Here is a 22,192-nt window from a genome sequence, read left to right on the forward strand (position 1 = left end):
AGGTGGGCACAGTAAGCCGGCCTGCACCGAGCAAGATGAAACGGAATACCCAACGATGACTGATGTCTCAATGGATGGCGTAGAGCAGCTTCCGCTACGGAAGTTTACCGAAGACGCTTATCTGAATTATTCCATGTACGTGATCATGGATCGTGCCTTGCCGTTTATCGGTGATGGTTTAAAGCCCGTACAGCGCCGTATTATTTACGCCATGTCGGAACTGGGCCTGTCTGCGACAGCCAAATATAAAAAATCCGCCCGTACCGTGGGTGACGTGCTGGGTAAATACCACCCACACGGCGACTCGGCGTGTTATGAAGCCATGGTACTGATGGCGCAGCCGTTCTCTTACCGCTATCCGCTGGTGGATGGTCAGGGTAACTGGGGTGCGCCGGATGATCCGAAATCGTTCGCGGCGATGCGTTATACCGAATCGCGTTTGTCCCGTTTTTCAGAAGTGTTGCTGAACGAATTGGGTCAAGGCACCGTGGATTGGGGCCAAAACTTTGATGGCACCATGAAAGAACCAAAAATGATGCCGGCACGTTTGCCGCACATTTTGCTCAATGGTGTGACCGGTATTGCCGTGGGTATGGCCACCGATATTCCGCCACACAATGCCCGTGAAGTCGCGAATGCCGCGGTGCATCTTATCGATAATCCGAAGGCGGATCTGGATGAGGTGATGGGTTTTGTACAAGGGCCGGACTACCCGACAGAAGCGGAAATTATCACGCCGAAATCGGACCTTAAGAAGGTGTACCGTTCAGGCCGTGGCAGCATCCGCATGCGTGCGGTATGGCACAAAGAAAACGGCGACATCGTGATCACGGCCTTGCCGCATCAAGTGTCGGGCTCGAAATTGTTGGAGCAAATTGCCGCGCAAATGCGCGCGAAAAAGCTACCAATGGTTGAAGACTTACGTGATGAGTCGGATCATGAAAACCCGACCCGTATCGTGATCGTGCCACGCTCTAACCGCATTGATAGCGAACAGTTGATGAATCACCTGTTTGCCTCGACGGATCTGGAAAAGAGCTTCCGCGTGAACCTGAACATGCTGGGCCTGGATGGGCGTCCGGAAGTGAAGGGTTTGGTGGAGATCTTGAGCGAGTGGTTGGTGTTCCGTCGTGACACCGTGCGCCGCCGTTTGCAGTACCGTTTGGATAAAGTAACGGCGCGCCTGCACATCTTGGAAGGTTTGCTGGCCGCTTACCTGAACATTGATGAAGTGATTGAGATCATCCGCAGTGAGGACGATCCGAAAGCCGAGTTGATGTCACGTTTTGATCTGAGCGCGATTCAGGCTGACGCCATTTTGGAAATCAAGCTGCGTCAGTTGGCGAAGCTGGAAGAGTTCAAAATTCGCAGTGAGCAAGACGAACTGGCGAAAGAGCGTGAGCAGCTAGAGAAGCTACTGGGTTCAGAGCGTCGCTTGAATACCCTGATCAAGAAAGAAATTTTGGCCGATGCCGAGAAGTATGGCGATGATCGCCGTTCGCCATTGGTGGAGCGTGAAGAAGCGAAAGCCCTGACAGAGCGCGAGTTGATCCCGTCTGAAGCGATCACCGTGGTATTGTCAGAAAAAGGTTGGATCCGTCATGCTAAAGGCCACGAGGTTGATCCGTCGACCTTGAGCTATAAGTCGGGGGACAATTATTTGGCCCACGCACGCGGTAAGAGTAATCAGCCGGCGATCTTCTTGGGATCGGACGGTCGCAGTTATGCGCTGGAATCACACAGTTTGCCATCGGCACGTAGCCAAGGTGAGCCGATCACTGGCCGTTTGAATTTGACGCCGGGTACCAGCATGCGTCAGGTGATGATGTCAGAAGATGATCAGTTGTGGTTGATGGGCTCTGATGCCGGTTACGGCTTTATCTGTAAAGGCACCGACATGGTGTCCAAGAACAAGAACGGTAAAGCTTTGCTGACCGTGCCGGAAAATGCCACGGTGATGTCACCGCAACACATTGTCGACTTGGATAATGATGACATTCTTGCCATCACCAACGAAGGCCGTATGTTGCTGTTCCCGATCAAAGACTTGCCGCAGCTCGGCAAAGGGAAAGGGAACAAGATCATCAACATCCCGGCAGCACGTTCGAAATCTCGTGAAGAGTTCCTGTCTTACTTGGTGGTTCTGCCACAAGGCAGCCATATTACGCTGCATGCCGGTAAGCGTAAGTTGGGTCTCAAGCCGTCAGACTTGGAGAACTTCCGTGGTGAACGCGGCCGACGCGGGGCCTTGTTGCCGCGTGGTTTGCAGCGCGTTACCCGCTTGGAATTAGATTCAGCGTCTGAGCCTGTCGTGGAATAACGCCTTTCTTCGACCCTGTTAAAGCCCTCTGTTTTAGAGGGCTTTTGTCTTTCTTGCAAGGGGCAAGAATGCAGGTGGTGAAGGACGATGACACCGATGTTCACAGGCGTGAGCAAGGTGGTCTTATTTGTCGACATAAAGGGTGTATTTTCCCGCTGCGTGCGTATACTAGCGAACGCTTGTACGCCGAGGAGTAGTCAATGATTTTTATTTTGCGCATGATCGCTGTCGCGATTTTTGCCGTTTTAATGTTCGTGTTCGGCTGTGGCTATTGCCTGCTGAGTCCACGTAATCCCAAACACGTTCATACGTTTGGTCGTCTGTTCAGCAAAATGTCCCGTATTTTTGGGATCACGCTGGAATTTCGTTACGCACCGGGTGCCGATCAAGTCGGGCCGAGTGTGTACATCGCTAACCACCAGAACAACTTTGACTTGTTTACCGTGTCAGGGGCGGTGATGCCGCGTACTGTGACGGTCGGTAAGAAAAGCTTGGTGTGGTTGCCGTTGTTTGGCCAGTTGTACTGGCTGACCGGTAACATTCTGATTGACCGTGCAAACCGTACTAAAGCGGTGGGCACCATTGGTCAGGTCGTGGACAAGATCAAATCACGTAATGTGTCAGTGTGGATGTTCCCTGAAGGCACCCGCTCGCGCGGCCGTGGTTTGTTGCCGTTCAAAACCGGTGCGTTCCACGCGGCCATTGGCGCAAATGTGCCGGTTGTTCCTATCGTGTGCAGCAGCACCGAAGGTGTTAAACTGAATCGTTGGGATAACGGTGTGGTGATCGTGGAAGTATTACCGCCGATCTCGACGGACGGCATGACCAAAGAAGATGTGCGTGAGCTGGCGAATCGCAGCCGCGACATCATGGAGCAAAAGCTGGCGGCATTGAATGCCGAAGCGGCTAGCCGTTCAGCAAACTGAGTCGCTCCGCCCAGGATGTTGCCTGAGTGAAGTACCATAAGGACATGTCATGGCATGTCCTTTTTTTATTGGGTAGTGGTAGAAGGCATGAGTGAAGAACACGTAATTTTAGTGGATGCGCACGGCCATGCCGTGGGCACGCAGGAAAAAATGCAGGCCCACCGTGATGGGGCGTTGCACCTGGCCTTTTCTGTGTTGCTGTACCGTGAGAGCGGCGCAGGACGGGAATATTTACTGCAACAGCGCGCGATGGGGAAATACCATAGCGGCGGGTTGTGGACCAACACGTGCTGCTCGCACCCGCGTCAGAATGAAACGCTGGTGCAGGCGGGGATCCGTCGCTTAGACGAAGAAATGGGGATCGCGGGAGTCACGGCATTGACCGACATTGGCCACTTTATTTATCGGGCAGAGCTGGATAATGACTTGGTGGAGCATGAGCTGGATCATGTGTTGATCGCAGAAGCGTCGGCGGCCTCGGTGGTACCGAATCCGGAAGAAGTGATGGCGTATCGCTGGTGGCCACAGGCCGAGTTGCAACAGGCGGTGCAGGCACAACCTGCACAGTTTACGGCGTGGTTCCCACAAGTATTGGCGATGGCTGTGGCTTAACGCTTTTTCTGTATGTGAGACATAAAAAAAGCTGCCTTGGCAGCTTTTTTTATGCAGAAGCCAAGTGTAAAAACGCGGCTTTGCGGTGATCGAACACGCGTGATTATTTACGCACCGCGATTGCTTCGATTTCGATTTTCACGTCTTTTGGTAGGCGAGACACTTCTACGCAAGAACGTGCAGGGTAAGGGGCGTTGTGCTCATCAAAGAACGCGCCATATACCTCGTTAACGGTCGCGAAATCGTTAAGATCTTTCACGAATACCGTCATTTTCACAATATCAGCCACTTTCAGGCCAGAAGACTCAACCACAGCCTTCACGTTTTCAAGTGATTGGCGTGCTTGCGCGGCGATATCATCAGCCACTTCACCCGTTTGTGGGTTCACTGGGATCTGACCTGAAGTCAGTACCATGTTACCAAGATCAACACCTTGTACATAAGGACCAATCGCGGCAGGTGCTTGCTCGGTGTGAAGTACTTGAGTCATTGCTTATCCTTTCTTTATCAGAGTTTGGAAATCAGAGAAGGCTTAGTGTGCTACTCAATGCAACCAAGGTCAAAGGGTTTTCTGGACGACACCGTGTGTAGCTCTCATAAGCAATATATTTATCACATTATCTCGACCATAAAAGGGCATTATTGATGCTGAGTATCAATGAGTAGCATATATCACCACTTGTTAGGGTTAAACCCCATAGGTTATTCTGTCCTGTTGGGTGTTAGAACCACAGATGCTGGTGAAGACGGGGTGACGTTTTGCTTGTGGATGATGCAGGATCAAGGGAAGCATCATGCTCGGTGGATGAGGCATTGTCTGCGGATGACGTTGGGTTGTCCGAAGCAAACAAGTGTGTCGGTTGACGGTTCGCTTTGCGGGAATTGTAGGTGTTGTTAGGGGCGTCGATGGCATGAGTATGGCGCTTTGTTTGTGAGACGGACGTGGCAGCCTGAGTCTGGGTGCTTTGAGCGGGCATGGAAGGGGCGAGCGAGGTGCGGTTTAAGCGGATCACATACTCCGACACTTGTGCCTGACGCAGCGCCGGACTGGCTTCACTGGGGGTGATACCTAATGCCGCCAGCCAATCGAAAATGAGCGGCGCAGGGAGAAACTGGCTGTAGCGGGCTGCAGGGCGCAGATTACGTAAATCTTCGGGGTTGTGCACAATGGCGATGGTGATCCCGGCAATTTCGCCATCCGCATTGAAGACCGGCCCACCGCTCATGCCTGACATCACCGGTGCATCGCTCAAGGAATAGAGGCAGCGGGTGTTGGTATCAATCACATCTTGCAAGTATTTGCCTTCCCCCCGAATGCTGTTACCCAACAGCGAATGCCCCAAATGCTTCACGGATTGGTCAGGGTAAATCAATCCCCAGCGCGGCACACTGTTAGAGACGCGAGGCACCAAAGCTAAGTCGCAATCAGGGTGGTAAATGATCCCTACATCCCACGATAGCCGAGCGACATGTTTGGCGGTGATCAGGTAGCGATCATTGACAGGCACGGCCGAACCAAAGCCCCCTAACAACAGCGGAACACCGATCACGACCATTTTGTTGGCACTGTGCGGCGCTGCCGATTCAATGGTGCCGTTACTGGCAATGCAGCCGCACAGCCAAGCACTGCTGATGAATAACAGGGCGGGGATGGGCGATCGCAACGGACGAGTTACCCGGTGAATATCATGAAACGCAGAGCGCATTGTGCGAGAGAATGAAAATGGCATGCCACTGACCTTGTTTTTATTGTTGTGATGAATAAGCAACGGGCCATCGTGTGGTGAGCGTTAGCTCTTAGATGGCGGGTTCTTTTTCAAGGTAGTGGGCGGGGTCAGGGGAAAGGCGCGTTAGAAATGAGAATAAAAAAGCCGACTCAAGGTTGAGTCGGCTTTCTTAGCTAAGAAGCGGAAAAACGCTTAGTTAAGACAGGCTTGCCTGTTGGTGCTTGTCTTAGATGTGCTCGGTCACGACTTCTCGTGAGAATACTTTCTCACAGTATTTACACTTAAGCTGAATGTCATCACGCTTGGTGATCACCATAAAGCTGCTGTCGACGGGCTCACCGTGCGAGATACAGTTGCTGTTCGGGCACTTGAAAATGGCACGGATCTGGCTTGGTAGCGATAACGCCAGTTTCTTCACCACTTCGTAGTTTTCGATTTGGTTAACGGTCGCTTTCGGGGCGTACAGGGCCAGTTGGTTTGCCTGATCTTCGGTGATGAAGGTGTTTTCAATTTTGATCAGATCTTTGCGGCCTTGCAGTGACGAAGGCAGGTTCAAACCGATGGTGACACGCTCTTGCGTGGTGTGCATCTTGAACAGCTTCAACACTTTGATGCCAACGTTTGCCGGAATGTGGTCGATCACGGTACCGTTTTTGATCGCTTCGACCTGAAGTTGGGTTTCTTTTGTCATGATGATCTCTCCGGCTTAAATGTCTTCGTTCAGTACAAGGGCAAGTAACGCTTCACGGGCGTATACCCCGTTACCGGCTTGCTGGAAGTAGTAGGCATGCGGGGTATGATCCACATCGACCGTGATCTCATCAATACGTGGCAGCGGGTGCAGCACTTTCAGGTTGCTACGGGCATCAGCTAGCATGCTGGCCGTCAGAATGTAGGCCGCTTTCATGTGCACGTATTCAGATTCATCAAAACGTTCTTTCTGCACGCGGGTCATGTACAGAATATCCAGCTCAGGGATCACCGTTTCCATGTCGCTGTGCAGGCTGTAAGTGATACCGGCTTCGTCCAATTCTTCACAGATGTAATCTGGCATCGCCAGGGCTTCAGGGGCAATGAAGTAGAAGTTGATGTTATTGAACTTCGACAGGGCCTGAGTCAGTGAATGCACGGTGCGGCCGTATTTCAAATCGCCGACAAACGCGACATTCAGGTTATCCAGACGGCCTTGTGTTTCGTAGATGGTGAACAGATCCAACAAGGTTTGTGTTGGGTGCTGGTTCGCGCCGTCACCCGCATTCACCACTGGGACACCGTGAGAGAACTCCGATGCCAGACGCGCTGCCCCTTCGCGTGGGTGACGCATGACAAACGCATCCACATACGATGAGATCACCTGAATGGAATCCGACAGGGTTTCGCCTTTGTTCGCCAGTGAGGTATTGCCCGGGCTGTCAAAACCGATCACTGTACCGCCTAAACGCTGTACCGCGGTTTCAAACGACAGACGGGTACGGGTCGATGGTTCGAAGAAGCAACTCGCAACCACTTTGTTTTTCAACAAGGTCGGATTTGGATCGGCTTTTAGCTTGCCGGCCGTTTCTACGACCAGTTCAAGATCACTACGGCTTAGCTCCGGGATGGAAATAATGTGCTTTTGAAACAGCGGATTCGCCATGGCTTCTCTTCCCTCTACAATCATGATGATGATACGGCCTGCGCTTCGTCCGGCGACAGGCAAAAAAAAGCCTCCTTAGAAAAGGAGGCTCTTTTTACGAATAACAAGAAAAACAAAAAATGGCACCGCCGCCGCACAGCGACGAGATAGCATCAAGGTGTTGATAACCAATGGGCGCATTTTCTCTTTCTCTTTAGACAAATTGCGAAGGATTATACCCCCATTTTTGGTTACCGCAAGCGTTTGCGCAGACAATTCCTGCACGGCGTCATACAACGCTGGGTTTTACTGACCGAGTGTCGCGACCATCACCGCCTTGATGGTGTGCATGCGGTTTTCGGCCTCATCAAAGACGATGGAATGCTTGGATTCAATCACCTCATCGGTGACTTCCACGCCGTTAGCCAGTACCGGATAGGTTTGCGCCAGCTCTTTACCGATGGTGGTGTCTTCACCGTGGAAAGCGGGCAGGCAGTGCATGAATTTGACGTGTGGATTGCCAGTGGCTTTGAGCATCGCCATGTTGACTTGATACGGCAGCATCAGGGTAATGCGTTCGGCCCACGCTTCTTTGGCTTCACCCATCGAGACCCAGACATCGGTATACAGGAAGTCACACCCTTTCACGCCTTCTTCCACATTTTCCGTCAGGGTGATTTTGGCGCCGGTTTCTTCGGCGATGGCTTGGCATTGCGCCACCAATTCGGCTTCCGGCCAAAAGGCTTGTGGGGCGACAAGGCGAATGTCCATGCCCATTTTCGCCGCGCCAACCATTAAGGAGTTGCCCATGTTGTTGCGGGCATCACCCAGATAAGCAAAGGTCATGTCATGCAGTTGTTTGCCACGTCCGTGCTCTTGCATGGTAAGGAAGTCGGCCAAGATTTGGGTGGGATGAAATTCATCGGTTAGCCCGTTCCATACGGGCACGCCAGCATACGCGCCAAGCTCTTCCACCACGGCTTGACCGAACCCGCGGTATTCAATGCCGTCATACATGCGGCCGAGTACGCGGGCGGTGTCTTTCATGGATTCTTTATGGCCGATCTGAGAACCCGATGGGCCGAGGTAGGAGACACGCGCCCCTTGATCAAAGGCCGCCACTTCAAAGGCACAGCGGGTGCGGGTGGAGCTTTTCTCAAAGATCAGGGCGATGTTTTTACCGGTGAGGCGCGGTTGCTCATAACCATTGTATTTGGCTTTCTTCAGATCGGCTGACAGAGACAGCAAGTGATGAATTTCACGGGGGGTGAAGTCGAGCAATTTTAGGAAGTTACGGTTACGCAGGTTAAAAGCCATGATGTCATCCTTTTTGATCGTGTCTCTCTAGTTCGCAAACGGCCATCTGTCCCAATGGGTAAGGCCGTTTGTTGATGTTATGGTCTATTGTTAGCGTATTTTTGCTAAAAAGTGAATAACTATTCTTTATTATTGCAAGTATATATTGATATTGCGCGGGGAGCAGCGAGGAAAAGTCGGTGTAATCCGCAATAAATGCGTGTGAAAAGGGCTAAAATTGACATGGCAATTCTGGGCAATCCATGCGATATTTGCGATCGAATTTATTCCACAGTTGGAGTTACCCCATGTCTTATGCAGAACTGATTGCAGAGCAGAAGGAAGAGACCCGCGAGATCATTGCGGCGTTGCTTGAAGATGGCAGTGAGCCAGATGCCCTTTACACGATTGAGCATCACTTTTCAGCCGATACCTTTGAAGAGCTAGAAGCTGCGGCAGTTGAAGCTTTCAAGATGGGCTTTGAAGTATTAGAAGCGGAAGAGCTTGAACTGTTACCGGAAGAAGGTGGCGGTAAAATCGTGTGCTTCGATGCCGTAATGGAATCAGCATTGAATGCCGAAGTGATTGATGAGCAAGCTGAAAAACTGATCGCACTCGCGGGTAAGCACAACATCGATTACGATGGTTGGGGTACGTACTTCGAGTCTGATGAAGACGAAGATGAAGATGATGAGGACGACGAGGAGTAATTCCCCGTTCGATGATCTTCTTATCTCGAAATAATACGTCGAAATAAAAAGCTGCCTATTGGCAGCTTTTTTTGTGCCTGTTATTCGGCGCAGTGAATCACCGATGTGAAGGCGTGATGAAGCATCGTGAAGGCTTAGAGGGCTTTCAACAAGCGGATCTCACACGCATCGTGACCCGTGGTGCCCAGCGCGTGGGGGATCGGCGCAAACCCCATTGCTTCATACACGCGCAGTGCCGCGTGCAAACAGGCCGTGGTTTCTAAGTAGCAGGCATCAAAGCCTTGCGTCCGGGCAAACTTGAGCGCGGTGGCGGTTAAGCGGCGGGCAAACCCTTTACCGCGCAGTTCGGGGAGGAAATACATCTTTTGCAATTCACACACCCCCGGCTCACCGATCAACGGGGCGATCCCACCGCCGCCGAGAATGCGGTTATTTTTTTCGATGACCCAATAGGCACACTCGTTGCCGGCATACACGTCACTGAGGCAATCGAGTGTGGGATCGGCCACGCCATACCCTTTATCGGGCGTGAGACCAAATTCGGCAGACACGCGGCGCACGACCGCTGCCATGGCGGCGTTATCTTGTGGAGTCAGCTGGCGGAAGGTATAGCCTTGTTGCGCGTTGGTGACTTGCATGGCCTTGATATACAGGCTCAGGCTGGTACCAAGCTGGGTGATTTCATCACTGTCTAATTGGTCGAGAAAACCGTCAACTTGCTGATTGAGCTGCTGGTGAAGCATCGCCAGTTTGTGCTGACCCGCTGGCGCGAGTTGGTAGCATTGGCGGTGGGGATCGGTCGGGTGTGCTGCCGTGCTGACTAAGCCTTGATTGAGCAAAATAGCCAGTGTGCGGCTGGCACGAGGTTGGTCGATCCGCAACTGTATTGCCATGTCATGGGCACAAAAAGGCTGTGTGCCGAGTTCGATTAACGTATGTGCTTCGACGGGCGTGAGATCCATCTGTCCGCATTGGCTGTCGAGCATGCCCAATTGACGAATGAGTAAACGGGAATGTTGGCGCAGGGTGGAAGCATCCATGGGCGTGTCTGTGTGTGATAGGCGTATTTTCCTACTATGCAAGGTTTGCTTCTCTGGCGTCAATCATCGCGCGTAAGGAATGCGAAATCCTTGTGAAGTTAGTCGCACTCCGGTCGGTTAAAATATATGCAATGAGTGGCAAGGATTATGCTAGGCCGCAGGATAAAAATAGCAGATTAACAAGGATGTTAAACATGGAAAATCAGATCCGGTTTTATGGTCGGGGTGGGGAGTTTTTTGGCATATGGATAGTCAATATTCTTCTGAGTGTGGTGACGCTGGGGATCTACTCCGCATGGGCGAAAGTGCGCACGAAGAAGTATTTTTACGGCAATACAGATCTCGCCGGTGATCGGTTTGATTACCATGGTGATCCGGTCCAAATCTTAAAAGGGCGGATCGTGGCCATTGTGTGCGTGTGGATCTGGTTGTTTTCTTCCAAGTTGTCTCCCACGGTGACCGGTATCTTGTTTGTGCTGTTTATGGCCATCATGCCATGGTTGGTGTACAGCAATACCCGTTTTGACGCGAGAATGACGAGCTACCGCAATGTGCGGTTTAATTTTGTCGGTACGCTGAAAGACGCCTATATCGTGTTTTTGGGCGGCCCGCTTGCTGCGTTCGCGGTGATCTCTGTGTGCGCCACATTGTCGCGTGTGATCAGTGGTTTTTCGAGTATTGTTGGCGGGCTGCTTGGTTTGGGTGTGGCCGCTCTGGCGTTTGTGGCGTATGCGTGGGTCGGTATGCGTATCTCGTCGTATTTTGCTAACGGTTATTGCTACGGTCATCGCCGCTTTAATGCCGTGCTGATGACCAAGGAATACGTAAAAACCTATTTGTTAGCGGGGCTGTTAGGCGGGGGGATTAGCTTATTGATGGGGTTGGTGATCAGCCTTGTTGTGGGGATCTCGTCCTTGCCATTGCTGGCGACGGATCCGACGGCTGTGGGTATCGCCGCCATGATGTTCGCTGGGTTTTTCATCTACATCGGCATGTTTGTGGCGATGCTGGTGGTCAGTGGTTTTGTCCATGCGCGTATTCGCAATTATGTCTTTTCGCAGATCAGCACTGACGGTGAGCCACCCTACGGTTTGGGCTCGCGGATGACGGCGGGTAGTTTAGTGTGGTTACATTTGACCAACTTCTTCTTGGCCGTGATCACTTTGGGTTTTGCTCGTCCATGGGTGATGGTACGCAGTGCCCGTTATGTGGCCGATACCACGGCCGTGTATGGGGATATGTCGCAGCTCACAGCGCAGGGAGAAGACTATAGCGATGACTCGGCGCTAGGGGATGAAATGGCCAATGCCTTTGATCTTGATATAGGTATCGGATGATCAGTTACGGGATCTGTTATCCCCCTTGTCGCGCTGAAAAACAGACAGCCACACTGACCGTGTTGCCGAATGGACAGGTGCATTTTGTGTCGGGCGAAGATGTGCAGACACTCCCCATGGCCGAGGTCACCATCAGCCCGCCGCTGGGCAATGTGCCGATGAAGGTGACGCTGCCGGATGGCACCTTGTTCATGCCAGAAGATGCGGCGTCACTCTCTCACGCGTTTGCGGGGCATACGCGCGGCCGCTTCGGCCGTCGCTTACACCGCTTAGAGCGTCATACCCCGATGATTGGGGTGAGTGTGGTTGTCACGGTGCTGTTGTGTGTGGCGTTTTTTACCCATGGTATCCCGTGGCTATCGCGGGCCTTGGTCGTGGTAGTGCCTACCCCCATTGCACAACATGTGGGTGAGCAGGTACTCGATACGCTCGATACCCACTTTTTGTCGCCTTCGACGTTGAGTACTGAAGCGCAGCTGGCTGTGTCGGCGCAGTTTGACGCCTTGCAGGCCGCTTTGGGGCCGTTCCCGATGCCGCCGCGGTTGTTGTTTCGCTCATGGGATCAAGGACCGAATGCGATGGCGCTGAGTGATGGCACCGTGATTGTGCTCGATAGCTTAGTCACCATGGCGGAAACGCCCGAGCAGCTTGCCGGGATATTGTTGCATGAACTGGGCCATGTGCAGCATGAGCATGTGATGGTCGCCTTGGTACGATCGGCGTTGTTGTCGGTCACGATGATGGCGATCACCGGGGAAAGCGGTGGCATGATTGATACGCTCAGTGGGGCGGGGGTATTTGTGATTTCACAAGGCTTCTCGCGCTCAGCGGAAGAAGAAGCCGATGCGTACGCTGCTGAGCACATGCAGCAACTGTACGGCAGCGTTGCCCCCATGCAGGCGATGTTTCAAGCCTTACTCGACAGCGCGGAAGACGAAGGTGGCGATGAGGAGGCGATCCCGCAATGGCTGAGTACGCATCCGGGCTTAGCGGAGCGGATAGAGGCGCTGGCACGCTAACAATGCGAGAATGAAGAACCAGAAAAAGGGAGCCATGATGCAATGGCTCCCTTTTTTATTTTTTAGACTGCATTACGCGTGCTGGTGTAGACAGAAGCTTGGCATCGTATTGTGTTCGGTGCGAGTGCGTGCGGTGTTGCTGTGACGTAGCCAGACTTTCTCGTGGAAGTAGTACGCCACACTGTTCAATGCCGGTTCCAGCATCGCCATCACCCCACCGATAAAGGCATCCCCCGTTAAGAGGTAGACCACACTGAAGGCGACCGTGAAATGGACGGTGGCAAAGCTGGCGGTTTTCCATGTGGTTTGGGTTTGGCGGGCTTTCAATGCTGGAACGGATGCCCATGCTTTTTCATGGAAATAAAACGCCACAGTGTTAACGGAAGGCTCAATCATCGCAATCAAACTACCGATAAGCAGGTCGCCAGTCAGCATGTAAGCGACACTAAACGCAATGGTGAAATGGAGTGCTGCAAAGGTCAGTGTCTTTTTCATGATGATGTCCCCTTTAAGGCGATGGCTGAATGTGTCGTTGGTGTGTCCTGTTTCTATGAATACATTATTGAGAATTACTCTCATTTAGGCCAATGGGTTGTAGGGATTATACTGATAGGTAAAAACTATCAAGTTTGCAAAAAGTGAATGGTGTTTCCAATTGACGTGGCAGTAGCAGCGGTGGTGGTGAGCGGGAAAGTGGAAAGAGAATAGAAAAGTAAGGGAAAGAAAGAGAAGGATAACGAGGGGCGCAGACAAACAAAAAGGTTGGCCCGAAGACCAACCTTTTTTATTTAGCATGTGTCAGCGTACGAAACGCGTGAGACTTACAGTGCAGCGATAGTCGCTTGTTGCTCTGCCAGTTTCACCAATGTTTCTTTGTAGCCGTCAAGTTTCTCACGTTCTTTTGCGATAACGATTTCAGGGGCTTTAGCGACGAAACCTTCGTTGCCTAGCTTGCCTTCGATACGCTTGATCTCACCTTCTGTTTTGGTGATTTCTTTCGCCAGACGCGCTAGCTCTGCATCTTTGTCGATCAAGCCTGCCATTGGGATCATCAGCTCAGATTTCGCCACAAGTGCGGTTGCACATGCAGGTGTTTCTTCGCCGTCCGCCAATACGCGTACGGATTCTAGCTTCGCCAGAGATACCAGTACTTGCTTGTTTGCTTCAAGACGTGCCGCATCTTTCTCGTTAGCGGCTTTTAGCATCACTTCCAGTGGTTTACCTGGGTTGATGTCGTATTCTGCACGCAGGTTACGGATGCTAGTGATGAACGCTTTTACCCACTCGATATCGTCAAGCGCGTCTTGGTTGAAGTTCGCTTCGTCATACTGAGGCAGCGCCTGCAGCATGATGGTTTCGCCTTCCACACCGTCAACAAGCGGCTTGATGCTCTGCCAGATGGTTTCAGTGATGTAAGGGATCACAGGGTGAGCAAGACGCAGTGTCTTCTCAAGCACGGTGATTAGCGTACGGCGTGTACCACGCTGCTGGGCTTCAGTGCCTTTCCATAGTACTGGCTTAGTCAGTTCTAGGTACCAGTCACAGAATTGGTTCCAGATGAACTCGTACAGGGTGTTCGCGGCCATATCTAGACGGAAGTTGTCGATATGGTTGTTGAACGCTTTCGCTGCCAATTCAAACTGAGACTCGATCCACTTGTCCGCCAGTGAGTACTCGATGTCGCCACCGTTGAAGCCGCAATCTTTCTCTTCGGCGTTCATCATCACGTAACGGCTAGCATTCCATAGCTTGTTACAGAAGTTACGGTAACCTTCCAGACGCTTCATGTCCCAGTTAATGTCACGGCCGGTTGAAGCCATCGCTGCTAGGGTGAAACGTAGGGCATCCGTACCGTAAGGTTCGATACCGTCTTCAAATGTCTTACGGGTGTTCTTCTCGATCTTCGCTGCAAGCTGAGGCTGCATCATGTTGCCACAACGCTTCTCAACCAGAGACTCAAGGTCGATACCGTCGATCATGTCGATTGGGTCAAGGACGTTACCTTTTGACTTCGACATCTTGTCGCCGTTTTCGTCACGGATCAGACCGGTAACGTAAACGGTTTTGAACGGTACCTGTGGCTTGCCGTTTTCGTCTTTCACGAAGTGCATGGTCATCATGATCATGCGGGCAACCCAGAAGAAGATGATGTCGAAACCGGTTACCAATACGTCTGAAGGGTGGAACACTTTCAGATCGTCAGTTTGCTCAGGCCAGCCTTGTGTACCGAACGTCCACAGCGCTGAAGAGAACCACGTATCCAGTACGTCGTTGTCTTGGCTAAGAACGACAACAGGTGCAAGGTTGTTGTTTGCACGCACTTCTTCTTCTGTACGGCCAACGTAGACGTTGCCATCGTTGTCATACCAAGCTGGGATACGGTGACCCCACCATAGCTGACGAGAAATACACCAGTCTTGAACGTCACGCATCCAAGAGAAGTACATGTTTTCGTATTGCTTAGGCACGAACTGAATGTCGCCGTTCTCAACCGCTTCAACCGCTGTTTTTGCTAGCGGTGCAGTACGCACGTACCACTGGTCAGTCAGCATTGGTTCGATCACCACGCCACCACGGTCACCGTAAGGTACCTGCAGGTCGTGATCTTTGATTTCTTCTAGTAGGCCCAGCTCGTCGAACTCTGCCACGATCGCTTTACGCGCCGCGAAACGCTCCATACCGTGGTATTTCGCTGGTAGTTCAGTGCTGTAAGCGTCAGACGCTTCGCCGTTGGTGTTGAACACTTCTGCTGCGTCGCGGATGTTCGCGTCGAAGGTCAGAATGTTGATCATTGGCAGGCTGTGGCGTTTGCCGACTTCGTAGTCGTTGAAGTCGTGCGCAGGGGTGATCTTCACACAACCTGTGCCTTTTTCCATGTCTGCGTGTTCATCGCCCACGATTAGGATGCGACGACCCACGATCGGCAGAATGATTTCTTTGCCGATCAAATCCATGTAACGTGGATCTTCAGGGTTAACCGCTACACCGGTATCACCCAGCATGGTTTCAGGACGTGTCGTTGCAACAACGATGTAGTCTTTACCGTCAGCGGTTTTCACGCCGTCGGCTAGCGGGTAGCGGAAGTGCCACATGTGGCCTTTGGTGTCTTTGTTCTCGACTTCAAGGTCAGAGATCGCGGTGTGCAGTTTTGGATCCCAGTTAACCAGGCGCTTACCACGGTAGATAAGATCGTCTTCGTACAAGCGTACAAACACTTCTTGTACCGCGTTAGACAGACCGTCATCCATCGTGAAGCGTTCACGATCCCAGTCTACGGATGCGCCAAGGCGACGTAGCTGCTTGGTGATCGTACCGCCAGATTCCGCTTTCCATTCCCAGATCTTGTCGATGAACGCATCACGGCCGTAGTCGTGCTTGGTTTTGCCTTCTTCAGCAGCAATTTTACGTTCCACAACCATCTGCGTTGCGATACCCGCGTGGTCAGTACCGACCTGCCATAGGGTGTTTTTGCCTTTCATACGCTCACAGCGGATCAGGGTATCCATGATGGTATCCTGGAACGCGTGGCCCATGTGCAGGCTGCCTGTGACGTTTGGTGGTGGGATCATAATGCTGTAAGCAGCTTTAGTGGTATCACCGTGAGGCTTGAAGTAGCCAGCCTCTTCCCAGCGCTGGTATAGCGCCTGTTCAATTGAAGTTGGGTTGTATGTCTTGTCCATAGCGCTCTTAGAAGGATCTTTGTGGAATTAGGGCGTATCAGGGGCAGCGGCGGTCTGAAGCTGAATACCGGCTTGTCGGTACTGCTTATACCTTTCCCGTGCCAACTGCTTGAGTTTTTCATCGCAAGGAACGAAGTCTACCACTTGTGAGAAGGTTACGGCAAAATTTGGTGCTTCTTGGCTCAAATTTATCAGCATGCCGCGCCGCCCACTGTGGCGTAAGCCGGGCCAGCCAATTTCAACCGGAGAACCGCCGCGCGGGCCTTCGCCGATCAAATTGTGTGGCACGAAGTTATCGGGTTCCTGTTGCCATAAATACTCATCTAGCTGTTCTGCTTGGTGTTTGCTTTCTGCAAGCAGGTAGACTTTGTGCCCCTGACGGTAACTCATGGCTGCTTGATGGCAAGCGAAATGCAACGCATAGTCATTGTCTGCGGCCAAATGCTTTTCATCGATAATATAAAAAGTAGCATGAGTCATTGTGATTACTCCAATAAAACAAGGGGGCCAATTGGCCCCCTTGTTGTCATTGTTATTCGAGGTTTTCTAGGCCAGCACGGTTGAGCAGGAATTGGACCAGCAATGGGACCGGACGGCCCGTTGCGGTTTTGTCTTTGCCACCGACCCATGCGGTACCCGCGATGTCTAGGTGTGCCCAGTTGTATTTCTTGGCAAAACGCGACAAGAAACAGCCTGCCGTGATGGTGCCAGCGCCTGGGCTACCCAAGTTCGCCATATCGGCAAACGGGCTCGTCAGTTGCTCTTGGTACTCATCGTTCATTGGCAGACGCCATGCGCGGTCGCCCGCTTGCTCAGAGGCGTTGATCAACTCGTGAGCAAGTGGGTTGTGGTTTGAAAGCAAACCACTGATGTGATGACCCAGTGCCACCACACAGGCGCCAGTCAGGGTGGCCACGTCAACCACGCAGTCAGGCTCAAAGCGCTCAACGTACGTCAGGGCATCACACAATACCAAGCGACCTTCAGCATCGGTGTTCAACACTTCAACCGTTTGGCCTGACATGGTGGTCAGGATGTCGCCCGGACGGTACGCACCGCCACCTGGCATGTTTTCACAGCCCGCCAGTACGCCGACCACGTTGATAGGCAGGTTCAGCTTGGCCAGTGATTTCATGGCACCGAAGACGGTTGCTGCGCCACACATGTCGTATTTCATTTCGTCCATCTGGCCTGATGGCTTGATGGAGATACCGCCTGAATCAAAGGTCAGGCCTTTACCGATCAATACGATAGGCTTGGCGTTTGGATCCGGGTTGCCTTTGTACTCAATGACCGACATCATGGCTTCGTTTTTCGAGCCTTGACCGACCGCCAAGTAAGAGGTCATGCCCAGCTCTTTCATTTCTTGCTCGCCAATGATCTTGGTGCTGACGGTTTCAAAATCGTCAGCCAGACGGCGGGCTTGAGATGCCAGGTAAGCCGGGTTGGCGACGTTTGGTGGCATGTTGCCCAAGTCTTTACCGGCTTTCACGCCAGAGGCAACTGCAAGACCGTGAGAGATCGCGCGCTCGCCCAGAGACAGTTCACGACGGGTCGGCACATTGAAGACCAATTTACGCAACGGACGACGCGTTTCTGGTTTATTACTCTTAAACTGATTAAAGGTGTAGAGGCTATCTTTGGTCGTTTCTACGGCCTGACGGACTTTCCAGTAGGTATCGCGGCCCTTAACGTGCAGTTCAGTCAGGAAGCAAACCGCTTCCATTGAACCGGTTTCGTTCAGGGTGCTGATCGTTTTCTTGATGATTTGTTTATACTGACGTTCATCCAGTTCGCGCTCTTTACCACAACCAACCAGTAATACACGCTCTGATAATACGTTTGGTACATGGTGAAGCAGCAGCATTTGGCCAGGTTTACCTTCTAGATCGCCACGACGCAGTAGCGAGCTGATGTAGCCCTCGCTGATCTTATCGAGTTGTTCGGCGATTGGAGAAAGGCGACGTGGTTCAAAAACACCGACGACAATACAGGCACTTCGCTGTTTTTCGGGACTACCACTTTTGACACTGAACTCCATGCGTACTCCTACATCCTAATAAAGACAATTAAAGCTAAATGTTAGATAATGCCGCACTTACTTGCTGGACCGCAGATTCGGTATAGGATTAAAGTGCAGGTTAACAATTAACCGAAAGATTAAAAAATAACTAACTAACCGAAAAATTATAGTGATTCCAGCAAAAAAACAAGTTTTCTATGGGTAATTAAAGCGTGATTATTGTTCGGTATTTGACGCGTGAGACATTAAAAAGCCAATTTGCAGTGCTCTTTGTGCTTTTTCTTGTCTTTATCAGTCAGAAATTCATACGCATTCTCGCGGATGCGACAGAGGGGTCTATCCCCAGTGACCTGATCGCAACCCTGTTAGGGTTGTATATGCCGTCAATGGCATTGCTGATGTTGCCACTCAGTTTGTATATCGGGATCCTGCTGACTTTCGGCCGTTTGTACGCGGAAAGTGAGATCACCGTGATGAACGCGACGGGGATCGGCAACAAATTCTTGATCCAAGCCGCACTGTGTCTGGCCATCATTACTGGCGGTTTTGCCGCGTTTAATGCCTTGTGGCTGGCGCCGTGGTCGGTGGAAAAAACCGAGCAGGTGATGGAGAAGGTAGAAGCCGATTCGGGGCTGGAGTTATTGGTGAAAGGCCAGTTCCAAGCCGCACCGGATGGCAAAGGCGTGGTGTTTGTCAATGACATCACTGACAGCGGTACTCGGTTAGAGAAGGTCTTTGTTGCCCAGTTAACGGCGAAAGACACCTTGCGTCCGAGCGTGCTGGTGGCTGATCGCGGCTATGTCAGTGAGCTAAAAGACGGCCGTCAGGTGCTCGATTTAAAAGACGGTGCCCGTTATGAAGGGATACCAACCCGTCTGGATTACTCGATCACCGAGTTTGATGATTATCAAGCGTTGATCGGCCAGCGTGCCGTGCGTGAGAAGCGCCGTGATTGGGACGCGATGCCGACCCTTGAGCTGATGCAGCGTCCGGAATTGGCGGCGAAAGCCGAGTTCCAGTGGCGAATGTCGTTGGTGTTGTGTATTCCGTTACTGACCATGGTCGTGGTGCCGCTATCGGCGGTGAACCCGCGTCAGGGCCGTTTTGCCAAACTGGTGCCAGCGGTGTTGATCTACCTGACCTATTTCTTGGCGATCAGTGCCGGTAAGTCCGGGGTCGAAGATGGCGCTTTACCGTCATATATCGGCTTGTGGTCAATCAATATTGTGATTTTCTTGGTGGCCATTGGCCTCAATACGTGGGATACGCTTCCGGCGCGTAAATTGCGTGAAAAAATGCGGAGACGTGGCTAATGTTTAAGATTCTGGATTTATACATTGGCCGTACGATCATCTCGACCTCGGCGCTGACCCTGTCCACCTTGGTGGGCTTATCCGCCATCATCAAGTACGTGGAGCAGCTACGTAAAGTAGGCGATGGTACATACGATTTGTGGAAAGCGCTGATCTATGTGCTATTAAGTGTGCCGCGTGATATTGAAATGTTCTTCCCGATGGCGGTATTGCTGGGGGCCTTGATTGGTCTTGGTATGCTGGCATCCAGCTCTGAGCTGGTGGTGATGCAGGCCGCCGGTTTCTCGAAGTTGGATATCGGTTTATCAGTGTTAAAAACGGCGGTGCCGTTGATGCTGATGGTGATGTTGCTGGGCCAGTGGGGCGCGCCAGAAGCGCAAAAGGCTGCGCGTGAATTACGAGCATTTTGGACGTCAGGCGGTAACATGCTGTCGGTGCAGCGCGGGGTATGGGCGAAAGACAATAACGACTTTATCTATATTGGCCGCGTCCACGAGCAGAAAGAGCTGTATGCCATTAATATTTGGCAGTTTGACGATAAAAACACCCTCACCGAAACCACATTTGCAGAATCCGCTGAGTACAATGCTGAGAAGGGTTGGCAGCTGAAAGACGTGACCATTACCCACATGGGTAAGGTACAGTTGACGGATGAGAAAGTGGCTGTGCTGCCATGGAAAACCGCATTAACCCCGGATAAATTGGCGGTGGTGACGGTGAAACCGGAAGAGCTGTCATTGTCGGGGGTGTATGACTACGTGAGTTATCTCAAAGCCTCCAAACAGGATGCCTCTCGTTACGAGTTAGCCTTTTGGCGTAAAGCGCTGCAGCCGGTGTCAATTGCTGTCATGATGTTGTTGGCGTTGTCGTTCGTGTTTGGTCCGCTGCGTTCGGTGACCATGGGCGCGCGCGTCTTGTCTGGGGTGATCTTTGGCTTTGCGTTCTACATTTCCAATGAACTGTTCGGGCCGATGAGTATGGTTTATCGCTTACACCCTATTATTGGTGCATTAGGGCCAAGTATGGTGTTCTTAGCCATTACCCTTTATTTGCTGCGACGGAAGTTGTAAGCACCCGCTAAGACAGCAAACCCGATAAAAAAGGAGCCGAAAGGCTCCTTTTTTTGATCCTGCCATCAGGCGTTTTGCTTCGTGGTGTCAATTCACTTTAGGCAAAACGACCATTTCACATTCCGCCATGATGTCTTGAAACGACTGCTTAGTTTGACTGAGCGGCGCCATCAAGTTACCCAGACCAAAGGCAGAGGTGCCCATGCGGATCAGCGCCTGTGTCACACGAATATTACTGCCGTCTTTATTTTGTAGGCGTAGCTTCCAAGCGCGCATACCGAGCGTTTGGCCGCCTTTACACCAGAAGTAAGCAAAAAAGCCAATGATGACCACTGCCAAATACACGGTGTAGATCATGCCGACAACGGGGTGCTGTGTCATGTAGGCGCTGATATCGATATAGCCAGTGGTATCGATCAGTCCAACGCGATCGAGCAATAGCATCAGCCCTGTTGCGACGCCTGCGGCGAGCATTAAGATGGCGGCAATCACCAAACTGTCGTAGATCCACGCGCCAAGGCGGCGGAAAAGACTCGGGTATTCTTTGTGGGAAGGCACTTCCTGTTGTGGTTTCTTTTTCACTTTATCTTCCAAACGTCATCAGTGAGAGGTAGCCGGTGCAGTGTAACAACTTCCCGAGTCAGGGTGAATGGGAAGTGTCTTGTAAATGAGAGGCCTACAAGGCAGCGAGCTCAGTGACGCTGACTATAGTTAGGAGACTGTTAGGTGGATCGCATGACCCAAAGTGATCGTAATGCCGCAACAGGCAGTAAAACGGGTGAATGACTCTTACACAGGAGAAACAGAATGGCGGATGCAAACGACAACACAACGAACTGGCCGGAACTCGCCGGTGCCCTGTACGACAAACTCACAGAGCGCCATGCGGAACTCACCTACGACTTTGACAATGTCGAAATCGGTGTCCCGAGTGGGGCGGGGGAGAAGTCCGATAAATCCACGTGGACGGTGAATGGCAGCATCAGTATTCGTGGCCGCACACTTGACTGAATCCGTGCTTCATTTACAGGGGACAGTCACACTGGATGTGGGCGCCGACACGTTTACGTTATCGGCGGATGCACAAACGGTGACCTTGCAGCTCACCACGCCGCAGCAGCTCTTGCATGTTATTCGGCTCTACCGGCAGGTGCCTGAGCGGTATCGTAGGCAAGCCGCTACCGTTATGCAGGTATTGTCCCCTTATACCCTGATTATTACCCTTCCTTCACACGCATCATTAACGGTGATGCCTTACCCTGCACGTCGGTGGTTTCCTTTCTCTCTTTCAACGCAACAAAAAGTATACTGGTTGAGTGTCCTTCCTACGTTGCTGTGGCGTACTTTTCGCTAGCTAGAAAGCGGTCACTGTACGGGGTGTAGTGCAAAATGCCTCCGAATATTTCGCTTGTGGTTAAATGTTGCGCGAACGGTGAATTTAGTGAAAAATCTTAAGGATAAAAGCTTGCGCATGCCCGATGGATACGTATAATCGTCCGCATAA

Annotated in this window: 21 protein-coding genes; 10 read left to right on the forward strand and 11 right to left on the reverse strand. The window is 51.8% G+C overall.

What is annotated here, in order from left to right; translation table 11 throughout:
- The first annotated feature begins 55 nt into the window (after positions 1 to 55).
- From parC to idi, 3 genes are all read left to right on the forward strand, one after another.
- Complete coding sequence (parC, locus tag ACSF8W_RS21910; RefSeq protein WP_500849228.1) at positions 56 to 2,320, forward strand: DNA topoisomerase IV subunit A; 2,265 nt, start codon at positions 56 to 58, stop codon at positions 2,318 to 2,320.
- Between the two features lie 200 nt (positions 2,321 to 2,520).
- On the forward strand, positions 2,521 to 3,246 hold the full coding sequence (locus ACSF8W_RS21915; RefSeq protein WP_500849229.1) for a 1-acylglycerol-3-phosphate O-acyltransferase: 726 nt from the start codon (positions 2,521 to 2,523) through the stop codon (positions 3,244 to 3,246).
- An 87-nt stretch (positions 3,247 to 3,333) separates the two neighbouring features.
- On the forward strand, positions 3,334 to 3,858 hold the full coding sequence (gene idi / locus ACSF8W_RS21920; RefSeq protein WP_500849245.1) for an isopentenyl-diphosphate Delta-isomerase: 525 nt from the start codon (positions 3,334 to 3,336) through the stop codon (positions 3,856 to 3,858).
- A gap of 103 nt (positions 3,859 to 3,961) precedes the next feature.
- On the opposite strand, the gene ACSF8W_RS21925 is transcribed toward idi, so the two are convergent.
- The 5 genes from ACSF8W_RS21925 to ACSF8W_RS21945 form a co-directional block, all read right to left on the reverse strand.
- Positions 3,962 to 4,348: a Rid family detoxifying hydrolase gene (locus ACSF8W_RS21925; RefSeq protein WP_428476970.1), complete on the reverse strand. Its 387-nt coding sequence runs from the start codon at positions 4,346 to 4,348 to the stop codon at positions 3,962 to 3,964.
- Positions 4,349 to 4,580: 232 nt separating this feature from the next.
- A complete protein-coding gene (locus tag ACSF8W_RS21930) occupies positions 4,581 to 5,588 on the reverse strand; it encodes a S1 family serine peptidase (RefSeq protein ID WP_500849230.1) in 1,008 nt (335 codons plus the stop codon).
- 223 nt (positions 5,589 to 5,811) lie between these two features.
- Positions 5,812 to 6,276 (reverse strand): aspartate carbamoyltransferase regulatory subunit, encoded by a 465-nt coding sequence (pyrI, locus tag ACSF8W_RS21935; protein WP_500849231.1) that lies wholly within the window; start codon positions 6,274 to 6,276, stop codon positions 5,812 to 5,814.
- A 15-nt stretch (positions 6,277 to 6,291) separates the two neighbouring features.
- Complete coding sequence (pyrB, locus tag ACSF8W_RS21940) at positions 6,292 to 7,221, reverse strand: aspartate carbamoyltransferase (RefSeq protein ID WP_500849246.1); 930 nt, start codon at positions 7,219 to 7,221, stop codon at positions 6,292 to 6,294.
- A gap of 285 nt (positions 7,222 to 7,506) precedes the next feature.
- Positions 7,507 to 8,517, reverse strand: coding sequence for an ornithine carbamoyltransferase (locus ACSF8W_RS21945; RefSeq protein WP_500849232.1), 1,011 nt, complete (start codon positions 8,515 to 8,517; stop codon positions 7,507 to 7,509).
- A gap of 287 nt (positions 8,518 to 8,804) precedes the next feature.
- Between ACSF8W_RS21945 and rraB the strand changes: the two genes are divergently transcribed.
- Positions 8,805 to 9,206: a ribonuclease E inhibitor RraB gene (gene rraB, locus ACSF8W_RS21950; RefSeq protein WP_500849233.1), complete on the forward strand. Its 402-nt coding sequence runs from the start codon at positions 8,805 to 8,807 to the stop codon at positions 9,204 to 9,206.
- Positions 9,207 to 9,340: 134 nt separating this feature from the next.
- Here rraB and ACSF8W_RS21955 read toward each other — a convergent pair whose 3' ends face one another.
- Entirely contained in the window at positions 9,341 to 10,246 is a 906-nt protein-coding gene (locus ACSF8W_RS21955; RefSeq protein ID WP_500849234.1) for a bifunctional helix-turn-helix transcriptional regulator/GNAT family N-acetyltransferase, read from the reverse strand.
- A gap of 194 nt (positions 10,247 to 10,440) precedes the next feature.
- On the opposite strand from ACSF8W_RS21955, the gene ACSF8W_RS21960 reads away from it, so the two are divergent.
- Positions 10,441 to 11,583, forward strand: a complete 1,143-nt coding sequence (locus tag ACSF8W_RS21960; RefSeq protein WP_500849235.1) for a YjgN family protein — start codon at positions 10,441 to 10,443, stop codon at positions 11,581 to 11,583.
- Complete coding sequence (locus ACSF8W_RS21965; protein ID WP_500849236.1) at positions 11,580 to 12,602, forward strand: M48 family metallopeptidase; 1,023 nt, start codon at positions 11,580 to 11,582, stop codon at positions 12,600 to 12,602. Before ACSF8W_RS21960 ends, ACSF8W_RS21965 begins: the two co-directional genes overlap by 4 nt.
- A 72-nt stretch (positions 12,603 to 12,674) precedes the next feature.
- Here ACSF8W_RS21965 and ACSF8W_RS21970 read toward each other — a convergent pair whose 3' ends face one another.
- The 4 genes from ACSF8W_RS21970 to pepA all read right to left on the reverse strand — a co-directional run bounded on the left by ACSF8W_RS21970 (position 12,675) and on the right by pepA (position 18,323).
- Positions 12,675 to 13,097: a DUF2061 domain-containing protein gene (locus ACSF8W_RS21970; protein ID WP_500849237.1), complete on the reverse strand. Its 423-nt coding sequence runs from the start codon at positions 13,095 to 13,097 to the stop codon at positions 12,675 to 12,677.
- 326 nt (positions 13,098 to 13,423) lie between these two features.
- Positions 13,424 to 16,282 (reverse strand): valine--tRNA ligase, encoded by a 2,859-nt coding sequence (locus ACSF8W_RS21975; RefSeq protein WP_500849238.1) that lies wholly within the window; start codon positions 16,280 to 16,282, stop codon positions 13,424 to 13,426.
- Between the two features lie 27 nt (positions 16,283 to 16,309).
- Positions 16,310 to 16,762, reverse strand: a complete 453-nt coding sequence (locus ACSF8W_RS21980) for a DNA polymerase III subunit chi (protein WP_428476959.1) — start codon at positions 16,760 to 16,762, stop codon at positions 16,310 to 16,312.
- Positions 16,763 to 16,814: 52 nt separating this feature from the next.
- Positions 16,815 to 18,323: a leucyl aminopeptidase gene (pepA, locus tag ACSF8W_RS21985; protein WP_500849239.1), complete on the reverse strand. Its 1,509-nt coding sequence runs from the start codon at positions 18,321 to 18,323 to the stop codon at positions 16,815 to 16,817.
- 194 nt (positions 18,324 to 18,517) lie between these two features.
- Between pepA and lptF the strand changes: the two genes are divergently transcribed.
- A complete protein-coding gene (gene lptF / locus ACSF8W_RS21990) occupies positions 18,518 to 19,618 on the forward strand; it encodes an LPS export ABC transporter permease LptF (RefSeq protein ID WP_500849240.1) in 1,101 nt (366 codons plus the stop codon).
- A complete protein-coding gene (lptG, locus tag ACSF8W_RS21995) occupies positions 19,618 to 20,688 on the forward strand; it encodes an LPS export ABC transporter permease LptG (RefSeq protein ID WP_500849241.1) in 1,071 nt (356 codons plus the stop codon). Before lptF ends, lptG begins: the two co-directional genes overlap by 1 nt.
- 87 nt (positions 20,689 to 20,775) lie before the next feature.
- Here lptG and ACSF8W_RS22000 read toward each other — a convergent pair whose 3' ends face one another.
- Entirely contained in the window at positions 20,776 to 21,270 is a 495-nt protein-coding gene (locus ACSF8W_RS22000; RefSeq protein ID WP_500849242.1) for an RDD family protein, read from the reverse strand.
- A 225-nt stretch (positions 21,271 to 21,495) separates the two neighbouring features.
- On the opposite strand from ACSF8W_RS22000, the gene ACSF8W_RS22005 reads away from it, so the two are divergent.
- Both ACSF8W_RS22005 and ACSF8W_RS22010 read left to right on the forward strand, forming a co-directional pair.
- Positions 21,496 to 21,699, forward strand: a complete 204-nt coding sequence (locus ACSF8W_RS22005) for a hypothetical protein (RefSeq protein ID WP_428476954.1) — start codon at positions 21,496 to 21,498, stop codon at positions 21,697 to 21,699.
- Positions 21,662 to 22,042, forward strand: coding sequence for a hypothetical protein (locus tag ACSF8W_RS22010; protein WP_500849243.1), 381 nt, complete (start codon positions 21,662 to 21,664; stop codon positions 22,040 to 22,042). The genes ACSF8W_RS22005 and ACSF8W_RS22010 overlap by 38 nt, the downstream gene beginning before the upstream one ends.
- Positions 22,043 to 22,192: the final 150 nt, after the last annotated feature.

This window comes from Photobacterium sp. 270122K, assembly GCF_059941365.1.

Bases quoted from the DNA above. Each gene is read 5' to 3' on its own strand.
- pyrB (WP_500849246.1), bottom strand. From the start codon at position 7,221: ATGGCGAATCCGCTGTTTCAAAAGCACATTATTTCCATCCCGGAGCTA.
- ACSF8W_RS21945 (WP_500849232.1), bottom strand. From the start codon at position 8,517: ATGGCTTTTAACCTGCGTAACCGTAACTTCCTAAAATTGCTCGACTTC.
- ACSF8W_RS21915 (WP_500849229.1), top strand. From the start codon at position 2,521: ATGATTTTTATTTTGCGCATGATCGCTGTCGCGATTTTTGCCGTTTTA.
- lptG (WP_500849241.1), top strand. From the start codon at position 19,618: ATGTTTAAGATTCTGGATTTATACATTGGCCGTACGATCATCTCGACC.
- rraB (WP_500849233.1), top strand. From the start codon at position 8,805: ATGTCTTATGCAGAACTGATTGCAGAGCAGAAGGAAGAGACCCGCGAG.
- ACSF8W_RS21925 (WP_428476970.1), bottom strand. From the start codon at position 4,348: ATGACTCAAGTACTTCACACCGAGCAAGCACCTGCCGCGATTGGTCCT.
- ACSF8W_RS21930 (WP_500849230.1), bottom strand. From the start codon at position 5,588: ATGCCATTTTCATTCTCTCGCACAATGCGCTCTGCGTTTCATGATATT.
- ACSF8W_RS22010 (WP_500849243.1), top strand. From the start codon at position 21,662: ATGGCAGCATCAGTATTCGTGGCCGCACACTTGACTGAATCCGTGCTT.
- ACSF8W_RS22005 (WP_428476954.1), top strand. From the start codon at position 21,496: ATGGCGGATGCAAACGACAACACAACGAACTGGCCGGAACTCGCCGGT.
- ACSF8W_RS21955 (WP_500849234.1), bottom strand. From the start codon at position 10,246: ATGGATGCTTCCACCCTGCGCCAACATTCCCGTTTACTCATTCGTCAA.
- pepA (WP_500849239.1), bottom strand. From the start codon at position 18,323: ATGGAGTTCAGTGTCAAAAGTGGTAGTCCCGAAAAACAGCGAAGTGCC.
- ACSF8W_RS21980 (WP_428476959.1), bottom strand. From the start codon at position 16,762: ATGACTCATGCTACTTTTTATATTATCGATGAAAAGCATTTGGCCGCA.
- pyrI (WP_500849231.1), bottom strand. From the start codon at position 6,276: ATGACAAAAGAAACCCAACTTCAGGTCGAAGCGATCAAAAACGGTACC.
- ACSF8W_RS21970 (WP_500849237.1), bottom strand. From the start codon at position 13,097: ATGAAAAAGACACTGACCTTTGCAGCACTCCATTTCACCATTGCGTTT.
- ACSF8W_RS21965 (WP_500849236.1), top strand. From the start codon at position 11,580: ATGATCAGTTACGGGATCTGTTATCCCCCTTGTCGCGCTGAAAAACAG.
- ACSF8W_RS21960 (WP_500849235.1), top strand. From the start codon at position 10,441: ATGGAAAATCAGATCCGGTTTTATGGTCGGGGTGGGGAGTTTTTTGGC.
- ACSF8W_RS21975 (WP_500849238.1), bottom strand. From the start codon at position 16,282: ATGGACAAGACATACAACCCAACTTCAATTGAACAGGCGCTATACCAG.
- parC (WP_500849228.1), top strand. From the start codon at position 56: ATGACTGATGTCTCAATGGATGGCGTAGAGCAGCTTCCGCTACGGAAG.
- idi (WP_500849245.1), top strand. From the start codon at position 3,334: ATGAGTGAAGAACACGTAATTTTAGTGGATGCGCACGGCCATGCCGTG.